The organism is Novosphingobium sp. B-7 (genome assembly GCF_000410615.1).
Lineage (GTDB): Bacteria > Pseudomonadota > Alphaproteobacteria > Sphingomonadales > Sphingomonadaceae > Novosphingobium > Novosphingobium capsulatum.
Map to the genome: position 1 here is coordinate 1 of NZ_APCQ01000762.1, position 1,500 is coordinate 1,500.

A 1,500-nucleotide genomic window follows, 5' to 3' on the forward strand; every position below is an offset into this window, starting at 1 on the left:
GTTCATACCCCTGAGCCACAAGCCGGGGCACGCACAGGTAGATTTCGGCGAGGCGGACGGGATCATCGACGGCAAGCTGGTGCGGTTCCACTATTTCTGCATGGATCTGCCGCACAGCGATGCGCCGTTCATCAAGGCCTATCCTGCCGAGGTGGCCGAGGCCTTTTGTGAAGGACATGTGGCCGCCTTCGCCTTCTTTGGCGGCGTCCCGCAGTCGATCCTGTATGATAACACCAAGCTTGCGGTGGCGCAGATCCTGGGCGACGGGACGCGCGAGCGCAGCCGGATGTTCGCCACGCTGCAAAGCCATTACCTGTTTGCGGACAAGTTTGGCCGCCCGGGAAAGGGCAATGACAAAGGCAAGGTTGAGGGGCTGGTCGGCTACTCCCGGCGCCATTTCATGGTGCCAAGGCCGGAGGCGCCCAGCTTTGATGCGCTGAACGCGCGCTTCCTCGAACAATGCGTGGAGCGCAGGCAGGCCATCTTGCGTGGGCATGAGCACAGCATCGGGGACAGGCTGGTGGCTGATCTGACGGCCTTCATGCCACTGCCTACGGTGCCATTTGATCCCTGCCATATGGTGACGGGGCGGGCCTCGTCGATGGCGCTGGTGCGCTATCGCACTAATGATTACTCGGTGCCAACGGCCTATGCCCACCAAGAGGTTGTGATCAAAGGCTATGTCGACCGGGTTTCCATCATCTGCGGCGGGGAGCAGATCGCGGTGCACCCGCGCAGTTATGAGCGTGAGGACTTCATCGCCAACCCGCTGCATTATCTGGCGCTGTTGGAGCAAAAGCCGCGTGCCCTTGATCAGGCGGCGCCGCTCGATGGCTGGGTGCTGGCCGAACCGATGCATCGCATTCGCCGGTTGATGGAGGCCCGCAGTGGCAAGGAAGGACGGCGCGAGTTCATCCAGGTGCTGCGGCTATGCGAGCGCTTTGAGCAACCCTTGGTGGAATGGGCGGTGGCCCGCGCGCTGGAGATGGGGGCGATCAGCTTTGATGCAGTCAAGATGATCGCGCTGGCCCGACTTGAGCAGCGCGTGCCACGCCTCGATCTGCAATTTTACCCGCACTTGCCACGCGCCCATGTTGGGCGCACTGACCCGCGCAGTTATATGGGCCTGCTCTCGCAGTCCGGCACCCCGGCGACAGGAGTGGCGGCATGAGCGATCCCATGATGCCGCTGCCGGTCATCGAGGCAGAACCAACCAGCGTGCCGCCCGCCGTGCTGCTGGCAAACCACCTCAAAGCACTCAAGCTGCCATCCTTCGCGCGCGAATATGAGAAGGTCGCGTTTGAGGCCGCGCAGGATCGGGCCGATTACCCGCGCTATCTGCTGCGCCTGTGCGAACTGGAGCGCATCGACCGTGAACGCCGGATGGTCGAGCGTCGCATCCGCATGGCCAGGTTCCCGCATACCAAGAGTTTTGACACCTTCGACTTTGCAGCCCAGCCATCACTGAACAAGGCGCTGGTGCTGGAACTGGCGCGCGGA

The 1,500-nt window shown here is 62.7% G+C and carries 2 protein-coding genes; both read left to right on the plus strand.

Going from position 1 to position 1,500, the window contains the following annotated elements; genetic code table 11:
- A partial coding sequence (istA, locus tag H926_RS26380; RefSeq protein ID WP_022675889.1) for an IS21 family transposase occupies positions 1-1,171 on the plus strand: 1,171 nt, incomplete at its 5' end.
- Positions 1,168-1,500, plus strand: a 333-nt coding sequence (locus tag H926_RS0108370) for an ATP-binding protein (protein ID WP_022675890.1), incomplete at its 3' end; no start/stop codon positions are given. The genes istA and H926_RS0108370, both read left to right, overlap by 4 nt.